General features: G+C 26.7%; 24 protein-coding genes and 5 tRNA genes. 28 read left to right on the plus strand and 1 reads right to left on the minus strand.

All coding sequences use genetic code 11. From position 1 onward, the window contains the following. The first annotated feature begins 92 nt into the window (after positions 1-92). The 26 genes from AC1XWJ_RS00610 to AC1XWJ_RS00735 all read left to right on the plus strand — a co-directional run bounded on the left by AC1XWJ_RS00610 (position 93) and on the right by AC1XWJ_RS00735 (position 23,862). Positions 93-989, plus strand: a complete 897-nt coding sequence (locus AC1XWJ_RS00610; RefSeq protein WP_483333843.1) for a YidC/Oxa1 family membrane protein insertase — start codon at positions 93-95, stop codon at positions 987-989. A 139-nt stretch (positions 990-1,128) separates the two neighbouring features. Further along, positions 1,129-1,202 (plus strand) — tRNA-Asn (locus AC1XWJ_RS00615). 3 nt (positions 1,203-1,205) lie between these two features. Next, positions 1,206-1,293 (plus strand) — tRNA-Ser (locus tag AC1XWJ_RS00620). A 7-nt stretch (positions 1,294-1,300) separates the two neighbouring features. Beyond that, positions 1,301-1,375, plus strand: a tRNA-Glu gene (locus AC1XWJ_RS00625). Between the two features lie 22 nt (positions 1,376-1,397). Then, positions 1,398-1,473 (plus strand) — tRNA-Asp (locus tag AC1XWJ_RS00630). Between the two features lie 28 nt (positions 1,474-1,501). After that, positions 1,502-1,577 (plus strand) — tRNA-His (locus tag AC1XWJ_RS00635). 111 nt (positions 1,578-1,688) lie between these two features. Continuing rightward, positions 1,689-2,402 carry a ribonuclease III gene (rnc, locus tag AC1XWJ_RS00640; protein WP_483333844.1) on the plus strand — a complete coding sequence of 238 codons (714 nt, stop codon included), beginning with the start codon at positions 1,689-1,691 and terminating at the stop codon, positions 2,400-2,402. Positions 2,403-2,407: 5 nt separating this feature from the next. Beyond that, positions 2,408-5,950 (plus strand): chromosome segregation protein SMC, encoded by a 3,543-nt coding sequence (gene smc, locus AC1XWJ_RS00645; protein ID WP_483333845.1) that lies wholly within the window; start codon positions 2,408-2,410, stop codon positions 5,948-5,950. Beyond that, positions 5,943-6,998, plus strand: a complete 1,056-nt coding sequence (gene ftsY, locus AC1XWJ_RS00650; RefSeq protein WP_483333846.1) for a signal recognition particle-docking protein FtsY — start codon at positions 5,943-5,945, stop codon at positions 6,996-6,998. Before smc ends, ftsY begins: the two co-directional genes overlap by 8 nt. Positions 6,999-7,218: 220 nt before the next feature. Beyond that, positions 7,219-7,725, plus strand: coding sequence for a PTS sugar transporter subunit IIA (locus AC1XWJ_RS00655; RefSeq protein WP_483333847.1), 507 nt, complete (start codon positions 7,219-7,221; stop codon positions 7,723-7,725). A 39-nt stretch (positions 7,726-7,764) separates the two neighbouring features. Further along, complete coding sequence (locus AC1XWJ_RS00660; RefSeq protein WP_483333848.1) at positions 7,765-9,207, plus strand: tetratricopeptide repeat protein; 1,443 nt, start codon at positions 7,765-7,767, stop codon at positions 9,205-9,207. Between the two features lie 12 nt (positions 9,208-9,219). Next, on the plus strand, positions 9,220-9,411 hold the full coding sequence (locus AC1XWJ_RS00665; RefSeq protein ID WP_483333850.1) for a YqgQ family protein: 192 nt from the start codon (positions 9,220-9,222) through the stop codon (positions 9,409-9,411). A 15-nt stretch (positions 9,412-9,426) separates the two neighbouring features. After that, entirely contained in the window at positions 9,427-9,708 is a 282-nt protein-coding gene (locus AC1XWJ_RS00670) for a DUF1507 family protein (RefSeq protein WP_483333852.1), read from the plus strand. 6 nt (positions 9,709-9,714) lie between these two features. After that, positions 9,715-10,896 (plus strand): FtsW/RodA/SpoVE family cell cycle protein, encoded by a 1,182-nt coding sequence (locus tag AC1XWJ_RS00675; protein WP_483333853.1) that lies wholly within the window; start codon positions 9,715-9,717, stop codon positions 10,894-10,896. 42 nt (positions 10,897-10,938) lie between these two features. Further along, positions 10,939-11,964: a tRNA preQ1(34) S-adenosylmethionine ribosyltransferase-isomerase QueA gene (gene queA, locus AC1XWJ_RS00680; protein WP_483333855.1), complete on the plus strand. Its 1,026-nt coding sequence runs from the start codon at positions 10,939-10,941 to the stop codon at positions 11,962-11,964. Between the two features lie 15 nt (positions 11,965-11,979). Beyond that, positions 11,980-13,134, plus strand: a complete 1,155-nt coding sequence (gene tgt, locus AC1XWJ_RS00685) for a tRNA guanosine(34) transglycosylase Tgt (protein WP_483333856.1) — start codon at positions 11,980-11,982, stop codon at positions 13,132-13,134. Between the two features lie 71 nt (positions 13,135-13,205). Beyond that, complete coding sequence (gene yajC / locus AC1XWJ_RS00690) at positions 13,206-13,463, plus strand: preprotein translocase subunit YajC (RefSeq protein WP_483333858.1); 258 nt, start codon at positions 13,206-13,208, stop codon at positions 13,461-13,463. Between the two features lie 122 nt (positions 13,464-13,585). Further along, the gene (locus AC1XWJ_RS00695; RefSeq protein WP_483334267.1) at positions 13,586-14,386 is read left to right on the plus strand and encodes an isoprenyl transferase; all 801 of its coding nucleotides are present in this window, start codon (positions 13,586-13,588) and stop codon (positions 14,384-14,386) included. Then, positions 14,376-15,152 (plus strand): phosphatidate cytidylyltransferase, encoded by a 777-nt coding sequence (locus AC1XWJ_RS00700; protein WP_483333860.1) that lies wholly within the window; start codon positions 14,376-14,378, stop codon positions 15,150-15,152. The genes AC1XWJ_RS00695 and AC1XWJ_RS00700 overlap by 11 nt, the downstream gene beginning before the upstream one ends. Positions 15,153-15,166: 14 nt before the next feature. Next, positions 15,167-16,468, plus strand: a complete 1,302-nt coding sequence (gene rseP / locus AC1XWJ_RS00705) for an RIP metalloprotease RseP (protein ID WP_483333861.1) — start codon at positions 15,167-15,169, stop codon at positions 16,466-16,468. A gap of 141 nt (positions 16,469-16,609) precedes the next feature. After that, positions 16,610-17,377 (plus strand): type III pantothenate kinase, encoded by a 768-nt coding sequence (locus AC1XWJ_RS00710; protein ID WP_483333863.1) that lies wholly within the window; start codon positions 16,610-16,612, stop codon positions 17,375-17,377. A gap of 77 nt (positions 17,378-17,454) precedes the next feature. After that, complete coding sequence (locus tag AC1XWJ_RS00715; protein ID WP_483333865.1) at positions 17,455-18,423, plus strand: serine hydrolase; 969 nt, start codon at positions 17,455-17,457, stop codon at positions 18,421-18,423. Between the two features lie 162 nt (positions 18,424-18,585). Beyond that, positions 18,586-19,431, plus strand: coding sequence for a DMT family transporter (locus tag AC1XWJ_RS00720; RefSeq protein ID WP_483333866.1), 846 nt, complete (start codon positions 18,586-18,588; stop codon positions 19,429-19,431). 195 nt (positions 19,432-19,626) lie between these two features. Next, positions 19,627-20,466 (plus strand): metallophosphoesterase, encoded by an 840-nt coding sequence (locus AC1XWJ_RS00725; RefSeq protein ID WP_483333868.1) that lies wholly within the window; start codon positions 19,627-19,629, stop codon positions 20,464-20,466. Between the two features lie 77 nt (positions 20,467-20,543). After that, positions 20,544-21,782 (plus strand): LCP family protein, encoded by a 1,239-nt coding sequence (locus tag AC1XWJ_RS00730; RefSeq protein ID WP_483333869.1) that lies wholly within the window; start codon positions 20,544-20,546, stop codon positions 21,780-21,782. Between the two features lie 127 nt (positions 21,783-21,909). After that, positions 21,910-23,862, plus strand: a complete 1,953-nt coding sequence (locus AC1XWJ_RS00735) for a fructose-bisphosphatase class III (RefSeq protein WP_483333870.1) — start codon at positions 21,910-21,912, stop codon at positions 23,860-23,862. 89 nt (positions 23,863-23,951) lie between these two features. Here the strand turns inward: AC1XWJ_RS00735 and AC1XWJ_RS00740 are convergent, their stop codons facing one another. Further along, positions 23,952-24,395: a nucleoside 2-deoxyribosyltransferase gene (locus AC1XWJ_RS00740; RefSeq protein WP_483333872.1), complete on the minus strand. Its 444-nt coding sequence runs from the start codon at positions 24,393-24,395 to the stop codon at positions 23,952-23,954. Between the two features lie 155 nt (positions 24,396-24,550). Between AC1XWJ_RS00740 and phnC the strand changes: the two genes are divergently transcribed. Then, complete coding sequence (gene phnC / locus AC1XWJ_RS00745; RefSeq protein WP_483333873.1) at positions 24,551-25,291, plus strand: phosphonate ABC transporter ATP-binding protein; 741 nt, start codon at positions 24,551-24,553, stop codon at positions 25,289-25,291. Beyond that, positions 25,263-26,825, plus strand: coding sequence for an ABC transporter permease subunit (locus tag AC1XWJ_RS00750; RefSeq protein WP_483333874.1), 1,563 nt, complete (start codon positions 25,263-25,265; stop codon positions 26,823-26,825). The genes phnC and AC1XWJ_RS00750 overlap by 29 nt, the downstream gene beginning before the upstream one ends. Position 26,826 lies beyond the last annotated feature (1 nt).

Consider the following 26,826-nt stretch of genomic DNA (forward strand, 5'->3'; position numbering starts at 1 on the left):
TCGAATGTTACAACATAGTCTATTATTGACGATTTGTCAAATATTTGGTATAATCTATGTTTAGAAATTAATATATTAAAAGGAGAAAAATTTTGAAGAAAAAAATATCAGTTTTAACGTTATTTCTTCTTACTACAATAACGCTAACTGGTTGTTCTGCTGAAGATAGAGACGGTTGGTTTTATGAAGCATTTGTAAAACCTATGGATTTATTTTTAAGATGGATATACGACTTAGTTGGTAATTGGGGATTATCTATTATTATTATTACAATTGTTGTAAGATTAATAGTAATGCCATTTATGCTGTATAATACGAAAAAACAAAGAGATTCAAAAATAGGTATGGAGAAAGCACGTCCAGAATTAACAGTTGTTCAGGATAAATTGTCAGAATTAAAAAAAGAAGAAGTGCGTGCAATAACTAATGAAGATAAGATGCGTATAAGAACAGCACAGATGGAGTTGCAAAAAGAGCAAATGACAATTATGCGAAAATATAATGCAATGCCACTTAGTGTTGGAGGATGTCTACCTATATTACTGCAAATGCCAGTAATGACAGGTTTATATTTTACGCTTTTAAATCCTTATTATTCAGCAGGGATTAAAGAAGCTACATTTTTAGGAATATTCAATTTAGGATCAAGGTCATATATCTTACCGATAATAGCGTTTATAGTATATGCTATTCAGATTCAAATGACTATGAAGTTAAATCCACAACCAGTTCAACCAGGACAAGAGGCTATGGCTAATCAAATGAAAACAATGCAATGGATAAGCCCAATAATGATAGCAGGATTTTCATTTATTGTTGCTGGTGCGGTAGGGTTGTACTATATAATAGGGGGATTATTCTTAATAGTTCAAACATATATAGGATATCTATTATTCCCACCTTATGTTCCAGAGAAACAATCTAAAGAAAGTAACTTTGACGAAAATAAAGTAACACTTGTTTCAAACAAAAAAAACAAAAGAAGATAATAAATAGAATCAGAGATGTACTATTATGTCTCTGATTTTTATCTTTTATATCAAACAACACATTAAATTTTAAAAAAGTATTGACATTTATATATAAACTATGTATAATAATAAATGTTCTGTTAACAGAACTAAATATTCCACAGTAGCTCAGTTGGTAGTAGCATCTGACTGTTAATCAGAGGGTCGCAGGTTCGAGTCCTGCCTGTGGAGCTTGGAGTAGTACTCAAGAGGCTGAAGAGGCGCCCCTGCTAAGGGTGTAGGTCGGGAAACTGGCGCGAGGGTTCAAATCCCTCCTACTCCGTAATTTTGGCCCGTTGGTCAAGTGGTTAAGACACCGCCCTTTCACGGCGGTAACACGGGTTCGAATCCCGTACGGGTCACCATTTGAATTGAGATTGTTATTTTGGTCCCGTGGTGTAGCGGTTATCACGCCTGCCTGTCACGCAGGAGATCGCGGGTTCGATTCCCGTCGGGACCGCCATTTATAAATCTCAATTTTTTTATTTATGGCGGCTGTGGCGAAGTGGTTAACGCATCGGATTGTGGTTCCGACATTCGCGGGTTCGATTCCCGTCAGCCGCCCCATTTTTTGTACGTAGAATGAGTTCTAATTTAGTTTGACTAAGTTAGAACTTTTTTGTTATTGATAATAACTTGTGTTATAATTAATTGGACTATAACAGAAAGGAGGAAGAAATGAAAAAACTACAAAATCTATTTAATACTTTAAATAAAAAATTTAATTTAGATATAGAAATAAAAAAATGTTATTTGATGGCATTTACGCATTCTTCTTATATTAATGAAAATAGAAGTCTATCAAAAAATAGTAACTACGAACGTTTAGAATTTTTGGGTGACGCTACATTGGAGTTAGCAATAAGTGATTATTTGTACAAAAAATTTCCTAAATTATCAGAAGGAGAATTAACCAAAATTAGAGCGTCAGTAGTTTGTGAGCCAACTCTGGTGAAATATGCATTACAATTAAATTTTAATAATTATATTCTCCTAGGTAAAGGTGAAGAGAAAATAGGAGGTAGAGAACGTCCAGCACTTCTTGCTGATATTTTTGAATCTTTTATAGGTGCTTTATATTTAGATAAAGGTCTTGATGTTGTAAAAATTTTTCTTGAAAATACTTTATTTAAAGAAATAGATGATAGCAATTATTTTGGATTTATAGATTACAAAACGGTGTTACAAGAATATATAAGTAAAGAAAAATTAGGAAGTGTAAGATATGAATTAATTGATGATAGTGGACCGTCACACGATAAAACGTTCACTAGTTGTGTGAAAATAAACGATAAAGAACTAGGAGCAGGAACAGCTAAGAGTAAAAAAGAATCAGAACAATTATCAGCTAAAGAAGCATTAAATTATTTAAAATATTTTAAGGAGTTTTAATTTATATGAATTTAAAACAGATAGAATTACAAGGTTTTAAATCATTCCAATCAAAATCAGTCTTCAAATTAGACAGCAATTTAATAGGTATTGTGGGTCCTAACGGTTCTGGTAAAAGTAATATAATTGATGCTATTAGGTGGGTTTTGGGAGAACAATCCGCAAAAAATTTACGTGGTAGTAGTATGAAAGATGTTATCTTTTCTGGAACAGAAGAAAAACGAAGTAAAAATTTTGCAGAAGTATCGTTAACATTTTCTTTGCAAAATGATGAGGATAAAATTATAACTAGACGTCTTTATAGAAATGGAGATAGTGAGTATTATTTAAATGGAAAAAAATCTAAATTAAAAGAAATTACAGATGTTTATTTTGATTTAGGAATCAATAAAGAGAGCTATAGCATAATTACACAGGGCAAAGTAGAGAGTATTCTTTCATCTAAAGCACAGGATAGAAGAATAATTATAGAAGAAGCTGCAGGAATTTTAAAATATAAAAATAAAAAGAAAGAAGCTAATAATAAATTAGATAAAACTACAGATAATATAAAAAGATTAAATGATATTTTTATAGAAGTTACTGCAAGACATAATGAATTATTAAAACAAAAGGAAAAAGCTAATAAATATCTTGAATATAATAATGAACTAAGATCTAAAGATATTTATTTAAAAGTGTATGATGTAAAATACTATCAAGAAAAGTTAGAACAACTATCTGAGAGTAATGATAAAAACTTAAAAGAAAAAGCTGAGATAGATAATAATATTTTAGTTATAACAGAAAAATTAGAACAATTAAAAAAAGATCTTCTTAATTGCGATAATCATTATAACCAAAATAAAGAAGAAGAAATAAAGCTTATTAAGATTAAAGAACAATTACAATCATTAATAACATTATTTGATGAGCGTAATAATAACAAAAATGCAAATGAAAAGAAACTAAATGAAGATAAAAAAGAATTTATCTTCAGAAAGTCACAGTTAGAAGAAAGAGTTACATTAGTTACAGAAGATATACTAGAAAGAAAAAATAAATTAAAAATTTTAAAAAATAAATTAAAAGAGTACGATAATATTAATAATAACTCTGTAGATATAATAGATAATAAAATAGAAGATTTAAAAGAACAATATTTTAACTTGATAAATGAAGAATCTAAGTTACAAAATGAACTTACTTTACTTGATAAGATTAAGAATAATACGAATAACAATATAGAAATAGTAAACCTAGAAATTAACAATTTAAAAAATGATATTGAAAGTAAAAATAAAGAACTTAATATATTAAAAAATGATAAAATTGAAATATCAGCTCAATACGAAAAATTGTTAGAAAATATTAATAGTTTAGAAAAAGAAAAAGTTTTTAATAGAGAAAATCATAGAAATCTTTTGGAGAAGATTAACAAAGGTGAAGAGCTAAAATTAAACTTTTTCAATAAGAAAGAATTTTTAGAAAATCAAAATAGTAATTTAAATTATTATAACAATGGAGTAAAAGAGATATTAAAAAGTAATATTGAAGGTGTTCATAGTACAGTGGGTGATATAATAAATTTTGATAATAAATACACTACTGCTTTGGATATAGCGTTATCTACGACACAACAGAATATTATAGTAAATGATGAAAATATTGCTAGAAAATGTGTAGATCATTTGAAAAAGACAGGCAAAGGAAGAGCGACTTTCTTACCATTAAAGAACATTATATCAAGAAACATTCCTAATAATATATTAGAAACAATAAAAAATGAAGAAGGTTATATAGATATAGCAAGTAATTTAGTTACCTATAATAATGATTATAAAAGTATTATAAGTTATTTATTAGGATTAGTAATTATTGTGGATAATTTAAAAAATGGTAATAAATTGGCTAGAAAACTAAATTTTAAATATAGAATTGTTACATTAGACGGTCAAATTATAAATAGTGGAGGTTCTGTAACAGGAGGAGCTATTTATAAAAATAATAATTCTATTGTAAAAAATAAAGCTGAACTAGATGAGATTGCTAATAATTTATTACAAATTGATCTTAAATTAGAAAAATTAAAACAAAATTTAATTGAAGTTGAAAATAAATTAATTAATAACGATGTAGACTTAGATAATAGCAAATTTAAAGCACAAGAATTTGATATATTAATAAAAGAAATAACATTAAAAGAGCAATTATTATTGGAAAACATAGACAAATTAAAAAATAATCTTGAAAATGAAATTTACAAATTGAAAGATTATGAAGGAGAAAATTCTAAAATAAATTCTGAGTCAAGCATAAATGAAAAATTAAATCTTTTGAAAGATCAATTACAAAAAATAAATATACAACTAAGTGAAGAAAATGACAGGAAGCAGCGTCTATCTACAGATACTAAATTGCTACAAAAAGAAATGAATAATTTGTTAGTAGAGAAAGAAACTTTGGAAGAAAGTATATTAAGTAAAAATGATTATAAAGTATCATTAATGGAAGATTTAGAATATTTAGATAAACAAATTGCTAAAGTAAATGAAAATTTAGAGTTTCTAGATAAAGAAGAAACACAATTTAATAAAGAAGAAAATATAGAAAAACTATTAGAAGTAGATAGGCAACTAATGTTGCTACAAGAAAAACTATCTAATTTGAAAATTCAAAAAGACAATTTATATCAAGAAGAGGAAAAATTAGATAGAGAATTAAAAAAACATAATAGCTATTTAGAAGAAATTATAATAAAATTAGAAAATATAAAATTACAATCTACAAAATTAGAAATAAAAGTAGAGCAAATAGTATCTTATTTAGTTAATACATACAACACAACATACGAAAAAGTAGAAGATGAATTTTCAGATATAAGCATTCAAGAAATATCAACTTATAAGGGAGATGTTGACATTCTAAAAAATAAAATTTTAGAACTGGGTAATGTTAATTTGGATGCTATTGAGGAGTATGAAGAAATAGCAAAAAGATACAATTTTTATAAAATTGAGATAGATGATTTGTTACAATCTAAAGAAAAATTACAGGAAACTATTAGAGAAATAGATAAAGAAGTAGAAACTAGATTTTTAGATACATTTAAGAAAGTTGCAAGTAATTTTGATAGAATTTATAAGATATTATTTAATGGTGGCTATGCAAAAATGACATTGGAGGAGCCAAGAGATATTTTAACTACTGGTATTAACATAGAGGCTAGTCCGCCCGGTAAAAAATTACAAAAATTATCTCTTTTATCAGGTGGAGAAAAAGCCTTAACAGCTATTAGTTTGTTATTTGCTATATTGGAAATAAGAAATTCTCCTTTTGTTATTTTAGATGAAGTAGAAGCGGCACTTGATGAAGTTAATGTCTTACGTTTTGCTAATTTTTTAAAACAATATTCAGTAGAAAATCAGTTTTTAGTAATAACGCATAGACGAGGAACTATGGAACAAATGGATAAACTTTATGGTGTAACCATGAAAGAAAAAGGTGTAAGTTATATTTTGCCTTTAGAATTAAAAAACATATTGGAGGATAATTATATAAATGAGTAGCTTTTTAGATAGATTAAAAAATAAATTTTCCAAAAAAGAAGAATTAGTTGAAGAACTTATATCTATAGAAGAATATGAAGAACTAGTAGAAAGTCAATTAATAACAGAAAAATTTAAAAAAGGTTTAAAAAAATCACGTGATAATTTTTCTAATGCACTAAATAATTTAATTAGCTCATATAGAGAGATCAATGAAGAGTTCTTTGACGATTTGGAAGAATTGTTAATACAATCAGACGTCAGTTACAATACAGTATTGGAATTAGTAGATTACCTAAAAGAAGAATCACAAAGAAAAAATTTAAAAGATCCTGCTGATTTAAAAGATATGATTGTAGAGAAATTAGTAGAAATATATATGGAAGGTACTAGTAAAGTTGATCTTAATATAAATAATGAAGGATTAACTATTTATTTATTCGTTGGAGTTAACGGTGTTGGAAAAACTACTTCTATAGGTAAGTTAGCGCATAATTTAAAAAAAGAAGGAAAAAAAGTTATGTTAGCTGCTGGTGATACTTTTAGAGCGGGGGCCATAGATCAACTGGCAGTTTGGGCGAGACGCAGTGAAGTAGATATTATAAAATCTCACGAAGGAGCAGATGCCGCATCTGTGATATTTGATGCTATTCAATCTGCAAAAGCAAAAGGAGTAGATGTACTATTATGTGATACTGCCGGACGTTTGCAAAATAAAGATTACTTGATGAAAGAATTAGAGAAAATTGTACGAATAATTAAAAGAGAAGTTCCTGATGCTCCACACGAAGTTCTACTAACTATAGATGCGACTACTGGTCAAAATGGAATATTACAAGCGAAAACGTTTAAAGAAGTAAGTGATGTTACAGGAGTTATTTTAACAAAACTTGACGGTACTGCTAAAGGCGGTATCGTAATAGCTATAAAAAAAGAATTAGATATTCCTGTTAAGTTAGTAGGATTAGGAGAAAATATTAATGATTTAGAGGTATTCGATCCTGAACAATATATTTACGGTCTTTTCTATACTGAAAATATTGATGAACAGTTGGATGAAGACAATTAATTTTTACTTTATAAAAAGGTAGTTAGCTGCCTTTTTATTATGCGAATATAACATGTTATTTATAGTAGGCTAGTAGTATTATTAAAAAACTTTAAAGTTATAATTTAATAAAAATAGTAAAAACGATTTTATTTTTACTATTACAAGATATTTTATTGAGTTTTAATTTTATATATGTTAGAATAATAAATATAAATATAGAGTTTTAAAGGAGTTTAAAATGGGATTATTTTCAAATTTATTCGGAAAAAAAGAAGAAAAAGTATCAGAAGTTAGTATAGTTGCTTTTTCTAAAGGAAAAGCTGTTAATTTAACAGAAGTTCCAGATCCAGTTTTTGCACAAAAAATGATGGGAGATGGTTTTGCAATTATTCCAACAGAAGGAAAAGTTGTATCGCCAGTGGCTGGAGAAGTAATTCAAGTTTTCCCAACTAAACATGCAGTAGGATTAAAAACAGCTAGTGGTATAGAAGTATTAATACACATTGGTTTAGAAACTGTTCATATGCAAGGAAAAGGGTTTGAAGCCCATGTTCAAGCAGGAGATATGGTTTCTGTAGGAGATGTATTAGTTACTTTTGATTTGGCATTAGTAGAAGAAAAAGCAAAATCAACAGTTATTCCTTGCATCGTAACTAATATGGATGCAGTTGAGTCTGTGGAACTTACAAAAGAAAATAGTGATGTCGACTTCAATGAGGAAGTTGTAAAAGTTAAACTTAAATAGCTATTGGCTATTTAAGTTTATTCATTAAAGGTATTGAAAATGAATGAAAGTAAATTTTGGAAGATAATATATTTATATGTTAATAACTATCATTATGAAGTAATTCATTATAGACCAGAAAAAAAAGACGTTTGGTTAATTAATCATGATAATGAATTAGTGAGATTTATTTATAATTCAGATATAAGAAAATCAGAAGTTGATGCTAGTGTATACAATATAATAAAAAATGAACAAAGATTGAGAAAAGTTTTTAAATTAAGCAGTTTAAAAATAAAAGTTCTTTATGTATCTTCTGAAAGTGATGATAGTATTCAAGAATACAAAAAATATAAAATTTCAAATGATTTATTAATTGAAAGAGTTATTTTATCGGAAAAAAATAAGAATAAATTTATTAGTAACAAGGATGAAAAATTTGTTGATTTATCAGTGCAAACAGACAGATATAAAAATAGAGTTATTGATGGCTATTTAAATAAACAAAATTCAAATTATCTAATAAATTTTCATTTTAATTTTTTATCAGTTGTCTTTATTTTATTATTTTCAATTAATTTTTTAATATTATATTATAGCAATAATAATTTGAGTTTATATAAATTTCTAGAATATAATTATCAATCTATAATATCAGGAGAATTTTTTAGATTATTTACTAGTATATTAGTGTTTGATAATATTAATCAATTAGTATTTATAACTGCTTTTATTTTTTTATGTTCACTATTGTTTGGTGAAGAAATAAATTTGATTTCTAGTATTTCTATTTTGCTGTTAATAACTTTTATAGGTAATTTGTTTTTATTATTTGGTTATAGTACGTATATAAACAGTATTAGCCTAGCATTTTTTGGATTACTTGGCTCTTTTTTTATAGTAGAGTTAAATAAGCGAGGAAATGATATAAAAACAATATATACTTTAGCAATTTCTGTTATTTATATAGTAGTCTCTTCATTTTTTATAGAAATGCAGTTGGGAATTTATATGTTTTCTTTTGTGTTAGGTATATTTTTACAGTTATTACTGTTAAGAAAATGGAATTTAATTATTTCTTATTCTGTTATTCTTATTACAATTTTAGCAGGATTTTTACTAATTTTATTTGGTTTTGATCTTAAATCAAAAGTTAATAACTACAATTTAGCAAAATATGAAAAGAAAATTTTAGACAATTCTTGTGATACTACATCTGAAACTATGGAAAAAGAATTAAATTCAAATAATAAGTCTGCATTAACTTATTATGAATTAGGTCTAATAAAGATTAGCATATCATCTGTTGATGAAGCAAAGAAAATATTTTTGGATGGTATAAATTTCGATAGTGAATTTGCCCCTTTATACTATCAATTGGCATTAATAGAAAGATCGGAGTCTAATAAATCTAAGAGTCTAGAATATATAGAAAAAGCTATAAAACTTGATAGTAATAATGATATTTACAAAAATTTCAGAGCAGAATTATCATCTAAGTAAAGGAGTGGAAAAATGATTAATTTTTATGATGTTCAACAATTATTAAAATCATTTGACATAATTGTTTATATGAGAAATAGAGAACACTTACTACAGTTAGTTGAATTTGAAATTCGTGAATTATATAGACTGTCACTTATTTCGCAAGATGATTTTCTACGTGCAATTACAATTATAAAAAAAGAAAAAAGATTAATAGCATAGTAAGAGGGTGTGTATATGCAAGATAATATTTTTAGTATAAAAGTAAAAAATAAAATAGAAAAAGATATAAAAAGAATAGAAGATTTAATAGAAGCACAATTATCTTTGAAAAAATATAGAGAATGTCCATTATACCAAGATGTAATAGATACTCAACTATACGGAATATCTAAAGAATTAGAACTAGCAGTAGAGGTAGGGTTATTGTCTAAAGAATATTCTAATATTGTTTTAGGAGAGCTAGAATATAAACTTAATAATATGTATTTGAATTTAGAACAGAAAGTTAGTAAGTAGGTTGGTATGAGCTTTTTAAAAAAAATTAAAAATATTTTTACTAAAGCAGATATTTTTGTTACTTTATCTTTAATTACCTTATTAGTATTAAGTTGTATAATGGTTTACAGTGCCAGTATGATAGGTAATCAATATGGAATATTTACAAACTATAAACCAGTAGCAGAAAATTATTTTTTTAAAAGACAGGCTATATGGGCAGTTTTATCTTTTATAGCATATATCTTTTTTGCAGTGGCAGTGTCTTATAAGTTTTTGAAATATAAAAAAGTGTATGAATTGTTATTCGTTCCTTTAATTATTCTTTTAATATTACCGAGATTAATGGGAACTAGTATCAATGGAGCTTATTCTTGGATAAGTATAGGTGGATTAACTTTTCAACCATCTACTATTGCTCAGATGTACATAATAGCGTACTTATCTTTTATAGTTGATTCTCGTAAGGAAGTTTTAAGAAAACCAACTACAATAAAAGAGATGACATCTTTATTTATAATACCAATAACTATATTATTTTTTATATTTTTACAAAATGATACTGGAACATTTCTTCTTACTAGTATAGTTATGGCTATTATGATTTTTTGTTCGAATATAAGTTTTAAAAATTTATTTAACCTTATGATACTATCTTTTGTAGGAATAATTTTTGGTGGATTATTTTATACATTATTATCTAGTGGAACATCGTATCGTGTTAATAGAATTAATGCATTTTTGGATCCTTTTGGTAGTAATAGTGAAGCTAGTAATCATATTGTTAACTCTATGATAGCTTTTGGAAACGGTGGACTGTTTGGGAAAGGCTTGGGAAATTCTATTCAAAAATTAGGTTATCTACCAGAGGCCCATACAGATTTTATAATAGCAGTTGTGGCTGAAGAATTAGGATATGTAGGAGTATTATTAGTTGTATTTTTATTATTAGTAATAATAATAAAGGTTATGGGTGCAGGCTTAGGCTCTAGAAGTACATTTGATTCTCTATTAGCCATTGGCTTTGCAAGTTTATTATTAGTTCAAACTATAGTAAATATAGGGGGAGTGTCTGGATCAATACCTATGACGGGAGTTCCTATTCCGTTCTTTAGTTCAGGGGGTAGTTCTATGCTTGTGTTCAGTGTAGGATTAGGAATAGTAATGAATTTATTATCACATACAAAATATATTAGAGGCGGCAAATAACGTCGCTTTTTTTAATGAAATAAAGTTTTTAGGAGAATATTAATGAAATTAGAAGATTTTGATTTTTATTTACCAGAGAATTTGATAGCTCAAGTTCCTTTGGAAAAACGAGATTCTAGTAAATTGCTAGTAATAGATAAAGAGAGTGGAGAATATTATCATAGACAATTTACTAATATAATTGAATATTTAAATGAAGGAGATACCTTAGTTTTAAATAATACACGTGTTATGCCAGCTAGACTATTTGGTGAAAAAATTGATACAAAAGCTTCTATAGAAGTACTATTATTAAAAAATACTGTTGGTACAGAATGGGAATGTTTGGTAAAACCTGCAAAAAGAATTAAAGAAGGAAGCATTGTAGATTTTGCAGGTATAATGAAAGCGGAATGTACTAAAGTTTTAGATGATGGCTTTCGTCATTTTAGATTTATATTTGAAGGAATTTTCCAAGAAAGATTAGATGAATTAGGAACTATGCCATTACCTCCTTACATAAAAGAGCGTTTAGATGATAAAGAGAGATATCAAACAGTATATTCTAAGGAAATAGGAAGTTCGGCGGCACCAACGGCGGGATTACATTTTACAAATGATTTGCTAGAAAATATTAAGAAAAAAGGTGTAAATATAACGTATATAACACTTCACGTAGGCTTAGGAACATTTAGACCAGTAGTTGTTGAGGACATAAAATCACATATTATGCATTCAGAATATTATACTATTGATAAAAACACTGCTGATATAATTAATAAAACGAAGTCAAATGGTAAAAAAATAATCGCTGTAGGAACTACAACTACAAGAACTTTAGAAACGGTTGCTAGAGATAATAACGGCTTAATGAAAGAAAGCTCAGGGTGGACTAACATTTTTATATATCCAGGATTCAAATTTCTATGTGTGGATAATTTGATTACTAATTTTCATTTACCAAAGTCATCATTAATTATGTTAGTTAGTGCTTTTTATAATAGAGAAAATATGCTAAAATTGTACAATATAGCTGTTGAAAATAAATATAGATTTTTTAGCTTTGGAGATGCAATGTTTATTAAATAAAGTTAGGAGAATAAAATGAGAGATATAAAAGAAAATGCAGTATGGTATGAACATATAAAAACGTGCAAACAATCAGGTGCTAGATTAGGAATTGTTCATACTCCTCATGGTAGTTTTGAAACACCTGTTTTTATGCCAGTAGGAACACAAGCTACGGTAAAAACTATGTCCCCAGAAGAAGTAAAAGGTATGGGTGCAAATATAATATTATCAAATACATATCACTTATGGCTAAGACCTGGTGAAAAAATAATAGAACAAGCGGGCGGGCTTCATAAATTTATGAATTATGATGGTAGTATTTTAACTGATTCGGGAGGATTTCAAGTATTTTCATTGAGTGATTTTAGAAAAATTGAAGAAGAAGGTGTTCATTTCAAAAATCATTTATCAGGAGAAAAATTATTTTTATCTCCAGAAAAAGCAATGCAAATTCAAAATTCATTAGGTAGTGATATTATGATGGCATTTGATGAATGTCCAGATTTCAACCATGATTATAAATATATACGCCAGTCAGTAGAAAGAACTTCACGTTGGGCAGAACGTTGCCTAGAAGCACATAAAAATATAAAGAAACAAGCGCTATTTGGAATAGTTCAGGGTGCAGGCTTTAATGATTTGAGAAAACAAAGTGCTAGAGATTTAGTTAGTATGGATTTTCCAGGATATGCTATAGGAGGATTATCGGTAGGAGAACCTAAAGAGGAGATGTATAGAGTTCTTGAAGAAACCACACCATTACTTCCAACCAATAAAGCACGGTATTTAATGGGAGTAGGATCGCCAGATGCACTCTTTGAAGGAGTCTTACGAGGGATTGATATGTTTGACTGTGTACTACCAACAAGAATAGCTAGAAATGGAACTTGTATGACATCACAAGGAAGAGTAGTAATTAAAAATGCTAAATATGCGACAGACTTTACGCCATTAGATCCAGAATGTGATTGTTATTGTTGTAAAAATTATACACGTGCGTACATAAGACACTTGTTTAAAGCTGATGAAATATTTGGTGCTAGATTAACTACTACGCATAATATACATTTTTTATTAAATATGATGAAAAATATTCGACAAGCTATAATGGAGGATAGACTGTTAGATTATAAAGAAGAATTTTTTGAAAAATATGGATTAAATGCAAAAAATCCTAAAAACTTTTAGTAATCTATTTATTTTTTATTAACAATATAGTAAAATATAGTAGTAATTGAATATAGAAGGAGATTAATTTTATGCAAGGTATGTATAGTATTATAATGATGATAGTTCTATTTGCGTTTATGTACTTCTTTATGATAAGACCTCAAAATAAACGTAATAAAGAATTAAAAATGTTACAAGATTCATTAAAAGTAGGAGATAATGTAGTTACATTTGCTGGTTTATATGGAGAAATAGCTGAAATAGGAACAGCAACAGTTATGTTACGCATAGCTCCAAAGACAGAAATAAAAGTTGATAGAAGTGCTATTAGAGGATTAGTAGCTTAGTATCTTAATAAAAAGCAGTAGAGATTAAATTTTCTACTGCTTTTGTTATTAATGTTGTGTATTAAGCTCAGTTAATAGTAGATGCTATTTAAGTTTACTATATTTTTTTGTACATTTGTGATATAATTAAAAAGTTAATTATTAAATATTTTGGAGGTTATATGTTTAGCTTTTTTAAAAATAGTAAAAAACAGAGCATAAAAGAGCAAGACTTAACAAAAATACCTAAACACATAGCGATAATTATGGATGGTAATGGTCGATGGGCTAAAAGTCGTAATTTACCTAGAATTAAAGGACATTATGAGGGTATGCAAACTGTAAAAAAAATTACAAAATTTGCATCTTCATTAGGTATAGAATATCTTACATTGTATGCTTTTTCGACAGAAAATTGGTCTAGACCTACTACAGAAGTAAATTATTTGATGAGTCTTCCAGAAAAAATGTTTGATAGTTTTATGCCAGAATTAATGGAGAATAATGTAAAAGTACAGGTTATTGGCGACATAGAAGAGTTACCAGATAATACAAAGATAGCAGTTAATAATGCTTTAAAAAAGACAGAAGCTAATACAGGCTTGAAGTTGATTTTCGCTTTAAATTATGGATCAAAAAAAGAAATGCTATATGCGATTAAAAGTATAGCTCAAAAGTATAAAAATAATGAATTATTATTTGATGATATAACAGAAGATACAGTTAGTAAAGAATTGTACACTAAAGATTATCCAGATCCAGACTTGCTTATTAGGACATCCGGAGAGCAACGTATCTCTAATTTTTTATTATGGCAACTAGCATACAGTGAATTTTTATTTGTAGATTGTGCTTGGCCAGATTTTACAGAAGAAGAATTTAAGAAAGCTTTACTTTCTTATCAAATGCGTGATAGAAGATATGGAGGTTTAAATGAAAACTAGAATAATTACAGCGATAATAGCTTTAGTTCTTTTTATACCTTTTTTAATAGTAGGCAGAGATTATTTTTTATTTGCGACTGTTGTATTGGCCTTATTAGCAAATTATGAAATAACAAAAATAGTGTTTAGAAAATTGAATTTAATAATATTAATTTTACTAGATTTAATATCTATTTTAATTTTTTTAAAAAATTATATAATTAGCGAATATTTTATTGCAATATTATTAGTATTAGTAGTTATGCTTTTAATAACTGTAGTTATAAGTAAACACGAAATTAAAGTAGGGCAAATTGCTACAATTATATTTTTATCAGTGTATGTAACTATTGGATTTTATTCTTTATATTTACTAAGAGGATATGGCTTAGCAATTATTTTATATTTATTGATTACGATTTGGGTTACAGATAGTGGTGCTTATTTTGGTGGTATGAAGTTTGGAAAACGTAAATTATCACCCAATATTAGTCCTAATAAATCTATTGAAGGGTCTATTATAGGGTTATTGTCATCAATGTTAGTAGCACTATACTTCTTTTTTATGACAAATATTTTTCAAAATATTATAATAGCTGTAGCTGTTACTTTGTTAGTTAGTTTATTTGGACAAATAGGAGATTTAATTGAATCAGCATTTAAGAGAGAATATAAAGTAAAAGACAGTAGTAATATATTACCAGGACATGGTGGAATATTTGATAGATTTGATTCTGTGATTTTAGCCACACCTATTTTATTAACAATGTTAATATTAATAAATTAATAAAGGAGAATTTGATGCAAGGAATAATAGTATTTATAATAGTTTTTTTTGTTGTTGTAACTGTCCATGAGTTAGGACATTTTATTGCAGCAAAAAGATCTGGTATCTTATGTCAGGAGTTTGCCATCGGGTTTGGTCCTAAAATTTTTCATAAAAAAATAGGAGAAACTAACTTTACAATAAGGTTGTTACCTATTGGCGGTTATGTAAAAATGCCCGATAATGTATTTGATTTTAATAACGAAGTATCACCATACGATATAAAGAAGGGTATGCAAATTTTATTAAAATTAGATGATAGTAATCAAGTTGAAAAAATAATATTAGATAAAAGTAATGACATTGACTTGTTACAGATAGAAGTTAATGAATATGATTTAACATATAATTTATTTATTGAAGGATTTACTAATAGTGGTCAAGATTTAGAGAAATTTACTGTTAGAAAAGATGCTTGTGTCGTTTTTTCTGGAATGGAAGAACAAATAGCTCCAGTTGAAAGAATGTTCTCTTCTCATTCTTGGCCGAAGAAACTTGTTACTTTAATAGCAGGTCCTTTTATGAATTTTGTTTTAGCATTATTTATTTTTATAGGTTTAACATTTGCTAATGGTTATTCTGTATCAGAGCCAATCATAGGGGAGGTTACAGAGAATAGCCCTGCACAACAAGCAGGATTACAGCCAAATGATGTTGTAAAGGAAATAAATGGAGAAAGCATTGATAGTTGGTCTAGTCTAACAACAAATATACTAAAATCTAATGGGAATCAAATTAATTTAAAAATTGATAGAGCTGGTAAAGAAGAAAATTTACAATTAACACCTTCTGAATCTATAGTTAAAACGGAAAATGGTGAAGAACAAAAAAGATATACTATAGGTATTACTGTAAAGAAAGAGCACGAATTTATTAAATCTATTACAAAAGGATTTAATGAAACATTGTCATATAGTACTGCAATTTTCAAAGGGATACTCGGTTTATTTGCCTCAATATTTAGTGGAGGATTTAGTTTAAATCAACTAGGAGGTCCGGTAGCTATTTATGAACTCTCAACAATAGCTGCACAAAGTGGACTAGTAACTACTCTTCGCTGGATAGGAATCTTAAGTGTCAACTTAGGACTTATGAATTTAATACCTATACCAGTATTAGATGGAGGTAGGATATTATTCGTTTTATATGAGGCAATATTTAGAAAGCCTATTAGTAAAAAAGCTCAATATTACATGACTGCAACGTTCAGTATATTGTTACTACTTTTAATGCTAGCAGTTACTTGGAATGATGTCAGTAGATTATTTAGTAAGTAATTTCTAAAAATAATATTTAGTATAGTTAAAATACTATTCTAAATATTATTTTTTTCATTATTAGGTAATAATATGTTATAATAATTAACTATATATAGAAAGTATATTAAATTATATAAAAATAAATTATTAGGAGAAAATATGATATTTGCATTAGATGTTGGAAATACTAATATAGTTTTGGGGGTTTTTGATAAAAAGTATAAATTAACATATTCATGGAGAATAGCTACTGACGATACAAAAACAGAAGATGAACTGTATGTAATTATAAAAAATTTTTTCGTAGAAAAAAATATCGATGTCAATAAGTTTGATGGAGTAGTTATATCTAGTGTTGTACCTACAATGATGTTTGCATTAGAGTTACTTAGTAAAAAATATTTTAATAAAGAGCCTATTATAGTATCTAACAATATAAAAACTGGGCTAACTGTACCAGAACCATACACAAGTAAGTTAGGAGCAGATAGAGTTGTAGATATAGTAGGTGCCAAAGTTTCTAACTACTTACCAGCAATTATCGTGGACTTTGGAACAGCAACAACTTTTGATTATGTTGACGAAAATATGGTTTATCGTGGTGGTGTTATTTGTCCTGGAATTAATATAAGTGCAGATGCCTTATATAATAGAGCTGCTCAATTACCAAGAGTGGAAATTACAGATGTAGCAACTTCGTTAGGTATGGATACAATATCTCAAATTAAAGCAGGTCTTCTTTATGGCTTTGTAGGACAATTTGATAATATTATCAATATAATGAAACAAGATATAAATAAAGATGTTAATGTTGTAGTTACTGGAGGACTGTCTAATTTAATTTCTAAATATAGTGATAATATTGATTATGTAGATACAGAATTGACATTAAAAGGAATAATAGAACTGTATAAAAATAATATATAAAATTTTTAAAATTACTATAAAAAAGTATAATTTTATTGTATAATTTAGTATAAGAAATTTGTAAGGTAGTTTATAGTATGGATAATGAGAGAAAGATAAAGAAAAGAAAAAATAAAAATTTAATATTAGCTTTAGAATTTTTAATATGTAGTGTGATAATATTTTCTATCTTTAATTTAAGAGAAATTTATGGAAAAACCTTTTATAAAGAAAATAATGTTGTTCAAGAAAATAAAGATACGAATGAAAATGAAACAGCTACACAAACGGCTAATAGAGAAGAAAAAGTAAAATTAACTTCATCTCAGATGGATGAGGAAATTAATAAAATCGTTAATAATTATTCTACAGAAAATAATAGAATATCAGTAGTTTATAAGGATATGAAATCAGGATATAGATATGGTGTTAACGATAATGATTATTTCTCTGCTGCTAGTACAACAAAAGTAGTCTATGCTATGTATATATATGATAGAATCGAAAGTGGTCAGTTGTCTAATGATGAGATGGTAGAATATAGAGCAGACATGCTAGAGAATGGTGGAGGAGAAATAACAAATAGAGAAAAACAGAAAACATATCCTCTTGATTATGTAATTATGAATATGTTGAAGTATTCAGATAATACAGCTACAAATATGTTGTTGGTAAATAAAACGAATGGTATTAAATTAATGGTTAATTATATGTCCAAATTAGGAATTACTATGCCAGAGGATAAGGCTAATGAAAACAAGGTAACACCAGCAATGATGGAAAAAGTATGGACATATCTGTATGAAAATCAAGATAAATATTCTAAAGTTATAGAGTATTTAAAAGAGTCAGAAAGTAATGAGTGGATAAAAGAAGGTATTAATAATAAAACAATAGCAAGTAAGTACGGACAATTAGCTGGAGTAGCAAATGATACTGCAATAGTATATGGAAATAATAAAGAAGATTATATTTTATTGATTTATACAGAAAATTTAAGTAATTCAGAGACAGTTATTCCAGAAATAGCAAATAAAATAAATAAACTTCACGATGATAATGTTTAAATAATAAAATAAGATGATGGGAATTGTAATTTATATAAATATCTATCATCTTATTTTTCTCTAAAAATCTTGAATTAAGGTTATTTTTAGTATATAATCTATGTGGATTTATTAATTTATAAATTTTATGATTTTTTATTATGAAAATTAAGGGGTGGAGTTATGTATTATTTAAGATATATATTAGGTATGCTTATTTTTGGTACCATTGCTATAATGGTAAAAAATATTGATTTACCTAGATCACAAGTAGTATTATCTAGAACTAGCATAGCAACAATTTCATTTTTATTAATATTTACTTTCAGTTCTAGGAAGATAGAATATAGAAATATTTTTAGAAATTTTCATTATTTATTATTGTCGGGGATATCTTTGGCGTTTTCTTGGATATTTTTGTTTGAGGCATTTAATCACACTAGTGTAAGTATTGCAGTATGGGTTACTTATCTAGCCCCTATGATTGTAATTTTGTTATCGCCTATATTTTTGAGAGAATCATTAAATTTGTTGAAAATTATTTGTGTTATAGGCTCTTTAATAGGCTTATACCTAATTTCTAATTTAGACATTGCAACTTTACAGTTTAGTAAAGGTCTTGTATATTCACTTTTATCAGCAGTTACCTATGCTTTTATAATTATATTTAATAAGAAAATAAAAAATTTAGATGGATTTAATACAACTTTTGTTCAGCTATTAGGTGCAGCAATAACTATGATGATTTATGTGTTTATTATTAATAATGAAACTATTACAATTCCTGATAGAAAAAGTATTATTTTAATCGTAATTTTAGGTGTGTTCCATACTTGTTTTGCGTGTTTTTTAACATTTGGTTCAATAGCACACTTACCAACTAATGCAGTTGCATTTTTAAGTTATTTAGACCCTATATTTACGATAATGTTTGCTTATTTCTTATTAGGAGAAACTTTGAGTGTTTCACAATTAATAGGTGCAGGATTAATATTATCTTCAGCATTATTAGCTCAAATACGAAAATGAAAATAAATTACATTGTTCAATTTAGAACAATGTAATTTTATTTTATTTAAATATTTTTACTCTTTGTAAAAAAATATTATTGTGTTATACTTATAATATTTAAAATATAAGATAAAGAAAACTTGTTAACAATTCAAGTTAAATTAGTGATTTTATACAATATACTTATGTACTTATTAAATAAAAAGGAGAATAATGAATAAAAATATTTTTAGATTAGCTATGTTCACACAGCTCGCATATTTATTTTATTTACAACAAAATAAATGTGTCAAAGTAACTGAACATAAAATAGTAAATAAAAAAATACCAAATAATTTTAATGGCTTTAAAATAGTACAGTTATCGGATATACATTGTGAAAAAGTTGGAATTAGTGATATTATCTTTTTTGAAAAAATTCGTCGATTAAAGCCAGATATAATAGTTATAACAGGAGATATTTTAGATAGTTATAGAAATAATTTAGACATTGCATATAATATTCTTGCTAATGTTTCTAATATTGCTCCGACTTACTTTGTATCGGGGAATCATGAAATTCGCTTATCCGACGAATATGAAAAATTAAAAGAACAATTAGACAAATTAAATATAGTAAATCTTTCAAATAAAAAAATTATTATTGAAAGAGAAAATGAGAAGATCTCTTTAAGTGGTGTAGAGGATTTTAAATATTTTTATAGACAAGATAAAGAAAATTATTATAGTATGTACAGAAAACAATTAATATCTAGTTATACAGAAAATTTATATAATATTTTATTAGCACATAGGCCAGAGAAATTTCATCTCTATGCCGATTTAGGATTTGATTTAACTTTATCGGGGCATGCACATGGAGGACAGTGGAATATACCATTTATAGGACGTATTTATGCTCCTAGTCAAGGATATTTTCCTAAGTATACTAATGGTATATACGAAGAACAACAATCGACTATGATAGTATCTCAAGGATTGGGAAATAGTTCTTTTCCAACTCGTATAAATAATAGACTAGAAATAATTTCAATAATATTAGAAAATGATTAATAGTTCTTAAATTTATAGTAGAATTAAATTACTAAGTGTAGTATAATAATTAATTATGATTATTACGAGGGAAAATTATGCAAAAGAATAATAATGAAAATATGTCTAGATCAAGTAGAACTAGTAGAAGAAACACTAGAAGAACAAAAGGTAAAAAGCGTAAATGGATAGGTAGTTTATTGTTAATATTATTAGCTTTTGTTACTGTATTTGGTGCTTATACATATTTTAATTTGGCAGATTCAATTAAGTCAGGATTCAAAAAATCTAATAGCACGTCAGAAGTTGATCCAAATTTTGAAAAATTTTCTATGTTAGTTATGGGAATTGACGAAAATGATTCTCGTGCTGCTGAAGGACAAACTAGAGAAAATAGTAGAACAGATTCAATAATTTATATGGCAGTAAACAAAAATCAAAAACGTATGGATATGGTAAGTATTCCACGGGATTCATTAACTTTAATGAGAGAAAAAGAAGATAGTAATAACAATAATGCTTACTTTTTCGATAAGATAACTCACGCTCATGCTTATGGGGGAACTGATGGAACTATTGAAGCAGTATCTAATTTAGTAAATGCACCTGTAAATTTTTATGCTATAATAAATTTCAAGGCATTTGAGAAAGTAATTGATTCTTTGGGTGGAGTTAATCTTTACGTACCATTCGATATGGTAGAACAAAATGCTAATGGAGAGCAAGGAACTGTAGAGTTAAAAAAAGGTTGGCATACCCTAAATGGAGAACAAGCATTAGCATTTGCTCGTAGTAGATATTATGATAGTGATATAGAAAGAGGTCAAAGACAATTACAAGTAATTCATGCTGTTATAGATAAAGCTCAAAGTTTAAATGCTCTTACAAAAGTTAATGAATTAATACAAATTGGAGGAGACAATGTTACCCATAATATGACTATGAAACAGATTACTTCTGCAGTATCTATGTTTGCTAATAATGATATGAATATAGTATCACATAGAATAGGTGGATATGATGCAACTATTAATGATGTTTATTACTATTATCCAAAACCTAGCCATTTACAATATGTTTCTTCTGTATTAAACAATACTTTAGAAAGAAGTATTCCTTTAGCAGGAGATATTTTAAATATTCATTATCAAGGTTACATAACACCTTTAATAAAAAATTATAATAAAAATACTAATATATCCCCTAGAGGTCTGTACGCGTCTGTTAATTATGTGGTACTTTCTCCAGAAGATTTGTTACAAAATCTTCCAGATAAACTAACTACTGCTGACTTAGCTAATGACCCGACAGTAAGTAATGAAAATAAACCAGAATAAAAATATAAAACTAGAACTACATATAATAGTTCTAGTTTTTTTGTTAGTAGATGGATAATTTTAAATATTGAAAGTGTTATCAAAAAATGCTACAATGGAATTACAAAATTAATATTAGGAGTAGGTTATGATGATTACAAAAGAACATTTAGAATTATTAGCAAAAAATTTTAAAAATATAAATGAAGTAACTAGTGAGATAATTAATCTAGAATCCATTTTATCATTACCAAAGGGGACAGAGCATTTTATTAGTGATATTCATGGAGAATATGAGGCATTTGATCACGTTCTAAGAAATGGTTCAGGAGTAATTAAAGAAAAGTTAAAAGATGTTTTTGATAGTAGATTAACAACAAAAGAGTTAAACTTGTTGTCAACTATAATTTATTATCCAGATGAAAAATTATTTTTATTAAAAAAAGAATATAGTAACGAAGATTACAAAGAATTTCAAAAGATATTAATTTTACGCTTGTTAGAAATTACACAAATTGCTGGTCGCAAATATACACGTTCAAAAGTTAGAAAAATATTACCAAATGAATTTTCCTACATTATAGAAGAATTGTTATACAAAATGGATGACACTAGCGATAAAGAAAATTATTATAATAGAATTTTACAATGTATTTTGGAGTTGGATCGTGGTGATAAATTTATAATAGAACTTTGTTATGCAATTCAACGTCTTATAGTTAATCATCTGCACATAGTAGGTGATATATATGATAGAGGACCCTATCCAGATAAAATTATGGATAGATTAATTAACTATCATTCGGTAGATATTCAATGGGGTAATCATGATATGCTTTGGATAGGAGCTAGTTGTGGAGATTTAATTTGTATTGCAAATGTTTTAAGAATATGTGCTAGGTATGATAATTTAGATATTATAGAAGATAGATACGGAATATCACTAAGAGGTCTGTTAAATTTGAGTGATACATACTATTCAGATGATCCCTGCGTAGAATTTTTGCCAAAAATTTCTAAAAACAATAAAAATAAATACAATGAAAAAGAAATTTTGCAAATTGCTAGAATGCATAAGGCTATAGCTATAATTCAATTTAAGTTGGAAAATTTAGCGATAAAACGTAGACCAGAATTTAATTTGAGTAGTAGATTACTTCTTGATAAAATAAATTTTGAAAAACAAACCGTTCTAGTCCGAAATAAAGAATATAAAATGACTAGTTGCAATTTTCCAACAGTAGATAAAAAGGATATATATAAATTAAATAATAACGAAATAAAATTAATAGAAAAATTAAGAGAACTATTCGTTTCTAGTGAAAAATTACATAAACATATAGAATTTATGATGTCAAAAGGTGCTATGTATAAATGTCATAATGGAAATTTATTGTTACATGGATGTATGCCAGTAACTCCAACAGGTGATTTCCAAACATTTACTTATAAAAATAAGAAATATAGCGGAAAAGAAATGCTTGATTTCTTTGATAAAAAAGTTCGAAAATCATTTTATAGTACAGAAAAACAAGGAGACGATATATTTTTCTACTTGTGGCAGGGGGAGTACTCACCACTTTTTGGGAAAAAAGATATGACTACATTTGAAAGATACTTTATAGCTGATAAAGAAAGTCATAAAGAAGAAAAAAATCCTTACTATAAACTAAGGGAGTGTTCAGAATTTAGTAAGAAATTATTGTTAGAATTTGATTTAACAGAAGAAGGACATATTATAAACGGGCATACACCGGTTAAGTCATCTAAGGGAGAAGATCCTATAAAAGCAGATGGTAGAACAATTGTTATTGATGGTGGTATGTCTAGAGCATATCATAATACTACTGGTCATGGTGGATACACATTAACCTATAATTCTTTTGGATTACAAATTATGAAGCATGATATTTTTGTTAGTAAAGAAACTGCTATAAAGGATGAAACAGATATCGTTTCTACAAAACGAGTAGTTGATAAAATTCTAGACAGAAAGACTATTAAGGATACAGATATCGGAAAAGAATTATTAATTCAAATAAGTCATCTAAAACTACTATTAGAAAATTACAAAACAGGAAAAATAATTGAACAATTTTAGCTTATGTAATTAATAGTGCTGATTATTATCTAAGGAAGTATAATACATTACAAATAAAAGACAGAATTATTTTAATTCTGTCTTTTATATTATTTTAGAAGTCTATCTACTTCATCGATAGCTTCTTCAAAACTAAATACTAATTTTCCGTGTTTTAAAATACCGCCTAGGACATAATGATTCATAGCATAGCTAGGAATATCATATTTATTTGCAGACTGTAATCTTATATCAGAATTTACAGCAATAATTTTTTTGTTAAGAGCTATGGCTATTCCTAACTCTACCATAACACCACTATCTTCATTAGTAATATCAGCAAGAAAAATATCACAATTTTTTACAGCATTAGTATCCCCATCAAAAATATCTTGAGGAGTAGGTAATGATTGTTTGTTGTCATTAAAAGGTTGCTCAATAGGATTAAAAATATTTAATTTGTCTCCAAATGCTTTTCTTAAATGCTCTCCTTCTTTTTTTCGTTGAGCAACTTCTGCTTCATTGAATAATGCACCAGCTAAGTATAAATTCATATATAATCTCCTTTATCAAAATTTATTATAATTATAATATTAAAATTATAATTTGACAATATATCAGAATTATTAATAAATTCAGACTATAACAGTGTAAAATTATTTTTTAAATGGTATAATAATGCTTATAATATATTAATGGGAGAGATACTTTGACTAACAATAATTTAATAGTGAAAAATTTAACAATGTCATATAATGATATAAATGTTTTAGAAGATATAAATTTTCAAATATCAAAGGGAGATTTTGTAGCAGTGCTAGGAAAAAGTGGTGCAGGAAAATCAACTTTGTTGAAATGTATAAATAAATTATTAATTACAAAAGAAGGGGAGGTTTTAATAAACGGACATAATATTTTGGAACAAAAAGGAAAAATATTGCAAAATACGAGAAAGAAAATATCTTTTATTTTTCAAGACTATAATATTTTAGATAATCTTTATACTATTGACAATGTTTTAACTCCTTTTTTAGCTAACAAAAATTTTATTAGTAGTTTATTAAATAACTATACTAAAGAAGAATATAACTTAGCAATAAAATATTTAGAAAAAGTTGGCTTAATAGAAGAAGCATACAGAAAATCAAAATATCTGTCTGGAGGACAGAAGCAAAGGGTAGCGATTGCTAAGGCAATTTGTCAAAAACCAGAAATTTTATTAGCTGATGAACCAGTTAGTAATTTGGATCAAAAAAATACAGAAGATATTATGCAATTATTTGCAAAACTAAATGAGAAAAAAAATATTACAATTTTGATTAATTTACACGATGTAACCTTAGCCAAAAAATATAGTAAAAAAATAATAGGATTAAAAAATGGAAAAATTTTATTTTATAAAGATACAGAGAGTGTAACATATGAAGAGCTTAACCAATTATATAATTAAACAGAGAGTAAAAAGATATTCAATATTATTATCAATTTTTGTAATTATAACTTTTATTTTATTTAGTTTTGATTTTTCTAATTTTAAATTAGGTTTTATAAGAATAGGTAACTTGTTTACACGAATGTATCCTTTTGACTTAGAGATATTGCCATCACTAGTTAAGCCAATAACGGATACAGTCTTTATGGCAATATTTTCTTCAATATTGGGAGTTTTAACGACATTATTAGTTTTACCATTAATAACTAATACATTTTTTAATACCAAGTTAATTCCAAAAATATTAAGTGGTATTTTATCAATATTTAGAACTATACCATTTTTGATTATTGCTTCTATTTTAGTTAGTTTGTTCAGTGTCGGTAATTTTAGTGGCTTTATTAGTTTATATATTATAAGTTTTTTGATGTCGGCAAAATTGTTAAAAGAGTATGCCGAAGAAATTGATAAGAAATATATAGAAACTTATTTAAGTACAGGACTTAATAAATTTCAAATATATAAAGTTGCTGTAATAGAAAATTTACGACCAACAATATATGCTGTATTTTTTCAAGTTTTAGAATCTAATATAAGAGGGGCAAGTGTTTTAGGACTAGTAGGAGCAGGTGGTATAGGACAAATACTTTGGAAAGAATTAAATCATCTTAGATATGACAGAGTTTCTCTTATTATACTTATTTTGGTAGCTATAATAGCATTCATAGATTTAATTAGTAGATATTTTAGAAGATTTACTACTGATAAAACTTTAACTAAAGAAAGTTATTTTAGAAGAAAATATATTTTTAAAATAATATTTATATTAACTATTAGTATTTGTATATTTTATTGTTTTAACTTCTTAGATATAACTTATGGAAGATTTTTGATAGGATTGGAACAAACCCAAAATATGTTAGTAAATATATTACATCCTAACTTTAGTTATTTAGGAAAAGCTTTGGAGGCATTGTATGATAGCTCTATAATAGCACTTTCTGCAACGTTTGTAGCAGGAATAACTTCTATATTTTTATCATATTTTTATGCAGAAAATATTATAGGGAAAAATAAAGCCATACTAACAAAATTTGTTGTAAATATTCTTAGAACTTTCCCTCCAATAATAGTTGCTGTAATATTTTTTAGAGGTTTTGGTCCAGGATATATAAGTGTATTTTTTGCCTTATATATTTATACGCTAGGAATAACTACTAAAATGTATGGAGAAATATTAGAAAGTATAGATAGCAATATTTTGATGTCTATTAATAGTATGGGAATAAAATCATTTTTTGGCTATATAAATATAATATTTCTTGGCTATTTACCAGAATTTGTTACAATATTATTGTATCGTTTAGAAATGAATATAAAGAATTCTACAATTTTGGGTATGGTAGGAGCAGGAGGAATAGGGCAATTATTAGTAAACAATATAGAATTTAGAAAATGGGATAGAGTATCCGTATTATTAATAGTCTTATCTCTAACCATAATAATTGTTGAAGGCTTATCTTATTATGTTAGAAAAAAAATAAAAGAATAGG

This window comes from Gemelliphila sp. 1F1 (assembly GCF_056897515.1).

Coding starts and splice junctions, on each gene's coding strand:
- AC1XWJ_RS00710 (WP_483333863.1), top strand. CDS start 16,610: ATGATATTTGCATTAGATGTTGGAAATACTAATATAGTTTTGGGGGTT.
- AC1XWJ_RS00750 (WP_483333874.1), top strand. CDS start 25,263: ATGAAGAGCTTAACCAATTATATAATTAAACAGAGAGTAAAAAGATAT.
- smc (WP_483333845.1), top strand. CDS start 2,408: ATGAATTTAAAACAGATAGAATTACAAGGTTTTAAATCATTCCAATCA.
- AC1XWJ_RS00655 (WP_483333847.1), top strand. CDS start 7,219: ATGGGATTATTTTCAAATTTATTCGGAAAAAAAGAAGAAAAAGTATCA.
- rnc (WP_483333844.1), top strand. CDS start 1,689: ATGAAAAAACTACAAAATCTATTTAATACTTTAAATAAAAAATTTAAT.
- AC1XWJ_RS00675 (WP_483333853.1), top strand. CDS start 9,715: ATGAGCTTTTTAAAAAAAATTAAAAATATTTTTACTAAAGCAGATATT.
- AC1XWJ_RS00725 (WP_483333868.1), top strand. CDS start 19,627: ATGAATAAAAATATTTTTAGATTAGCTATGTTCACACAGCTCGCATAT.
- tgt (WP_483333856.1), top strand. CDS start 11,980: ATGAGAGATATAAAAGAAAATGCAGTATGGTATGAACATATAAAAACG.
- ftsY (WP_483333846.1), top strand. CDS start 5,943: ATGAGTAGCTTTTTAGATAGATTAAAAAATAAATTTTCCAAAAAAGAA.
- AC1XWJ_RS00670 (WP_483333852.1), top strand. CDS start 9,427: ATGCAAGATAATATTTTTAGTATAAAAGTAAAAAATAAAATAGAAAAA.
- yajC (WP_483333858.1), top strand. CDS start 13,206: ATGCAAGGTATGTATAGTATTATAATGATGATAGTTCTATTTGCGTTT.
- AC1XWJ_RS00740 (WP_483333872.1), bottom strand. CDS start 24,395: ATGAATTTATACTTAGCTGGTGCATTATTCAATGAAGCAGAAGTTGCT.
- AC1XWJ_RS00700 (WP_483333860.1), top strand. CDS start 14,376: ATGAAAACTAGAATAATTACAGCGATAATAGCTTTAGTTCTTTTTATA.
- queA (WP_483333855.1), top strand. CDS start 10,939: ATGAAATTAGAAGATTTTGATTTTTATTTACCAGAGAATTTGATAGCT.
- AC1XWJ_RS00730 (WP_483333869.1), top strand. CDS start 20,544: ATGCAAAAGAATAATAATGAAAATATGTCTAGATCAAGTAGAACTAGT.
- AC1XWJ_RS00715 (WP_483333865.1), top strand. CDS start 17,455: ATGGATAATGAGAGAAAGATAAAGAAAAGAAAAAATAAAAATTTAATA.
- AC1XWJ_RS00735 (WP_483333870.1), top strand. CDS start 21,910: ATGATGATTACAAAAGAACATTTAGAATTATTAGCAAAAAATTTTAAA.
- AC1XWJ_RS00660 (WP_483333848.1), top strand. CDS start 7,765: ATGAATGAAAGTAAATTTTGGAAGATAATATATTTATATGTTAATAAC.
- AC1XWJ_RS00665 (WP_483333850.1), top strand. CDS start 9,220: ATGATTAATTTTTATGATGTTCAACAATTATTAAAATCATTTGACATA.
- AC1XWJ_RS00720 (WP_483333866.1), top strand. CDS start 18,586: ATGTATTATTTAAGATATATATTAGGTATGCTTATTTTTGGTACCATT.
- rseP (WP_483333861.1), top strand. CDS start 15,167: ATGCAAGGAATAATAGTATTTATAATAGTTTTTTTTGTTGTTGTAACT.